Origin of the sequence: Aliiroseovarius sp. PrR006 (assembly GCF_010500215.1) — a bacterium.
Lineage (GTDB): Bacteria > Pseudomonadota > Alphaproteobacteria > Rhodobacterales > Rhodobacteraceae > Aliiroseovarius.
Genome location: NZ_JAAGOY010000009.1, coordinates 1 through 1,027, shown reverse-complemented (window position 1 = coordinate 1,027; position 1,027 = coordinate 1). Strand labels below are relative to the sequence as shown.

The 1,027-nt window shown below is 37.1% G+C and carries 1 protein-coding gene; it reads left to right on the top strand.

The genetic code is table 11. The features are described 5' to 3' along the window. Window positions 1-1,027, top strand: a 1,027-nt coding sequence (locus tag G0Q00_RS14680; RefSeq protein ID WP_163040707.1) for a cathepsin B family cysteine peptidase, incomplete at both ends; no start/stop codon positions are given.

Below are 1,027 nucleotides of genomic sequence, written 5' to 3'. Positions count from 1 at the left end.
TCTGTGTTTATTGGTTTTCATGGTATTAGCTGTCTCACTCGCCAGCAGTGAATCAATAAAATGGAAAGATTTAACAAAAAGTGAAAAGGTTCCAATTCCGATTCATACACCATTGTCATTTGACTTGATCAATTATGTCAACTATGTTGCTCAAACTACATGGAAAGCTGCTCCTACAACACGATTTCAATCGATTTCTGATATAAAAAAGGTTTTGGGAGTTATGAAAGATCCGAATAATTTCAAACTTCCAAAAAGAAAGCCACTTTTGAATAGAGTTCGACTTCCAACGACTTTTGATGCCAGAGTTCAATGGCCAAAATGTAAATCAATTGGAGAAATTAGAGATCAAAGTAATTGTGGATCATGTTGGGCTTTTGGAGCTGTAGAAGCAATTACTGACAGATATTGTATTCATTCAAATGGCACTCAAACTCCAAGAATTAGTGCAGAAGATCTTTTAACATGCTGTGGATTTCGATGTGGTGATGGATGTAATGGAGGTTTCCCTTCAGGTGCTTGGCGATATTGGGTTACTGATGGTTTGGTTACTGGTGGAGAATACGGAGCTCATTTAGGATGTCAGGATTATTTTTTCCCTAAATGTTCTCATCATGTTATCGGTCCATATCCAAATTGCAGCGGAGAATTTCCAACACCGAAATGTAAAAAGGTTTGTCAAGCGGGATACAGCAAAACATATAAAGAAGATAAACATTATGGAAAGACTTCCTATTCAATTAGTAGTAACGAAGAAGCCATCAAGCAAGAAATATTAACCAATGGTCCGGTTGAAGCTGCATTTAGTGTTTATGCAGATTTTCCAAATTATAAATCTGGAGTTTATCAACATGTTACAGGAGGAATGTTGGGTGGTCATGCAATAAAGATTCTTGGTTGGGGTGAAGAAAACGGTACTCCATATTGGTTGGTAGCAAATTCATGGAATCCGACTTGGGGAGACAATGGATATTTCAAGATTTTAAGAGGTTCTGATGAATGCGGAATTGAAGACGAAATTGTTGCT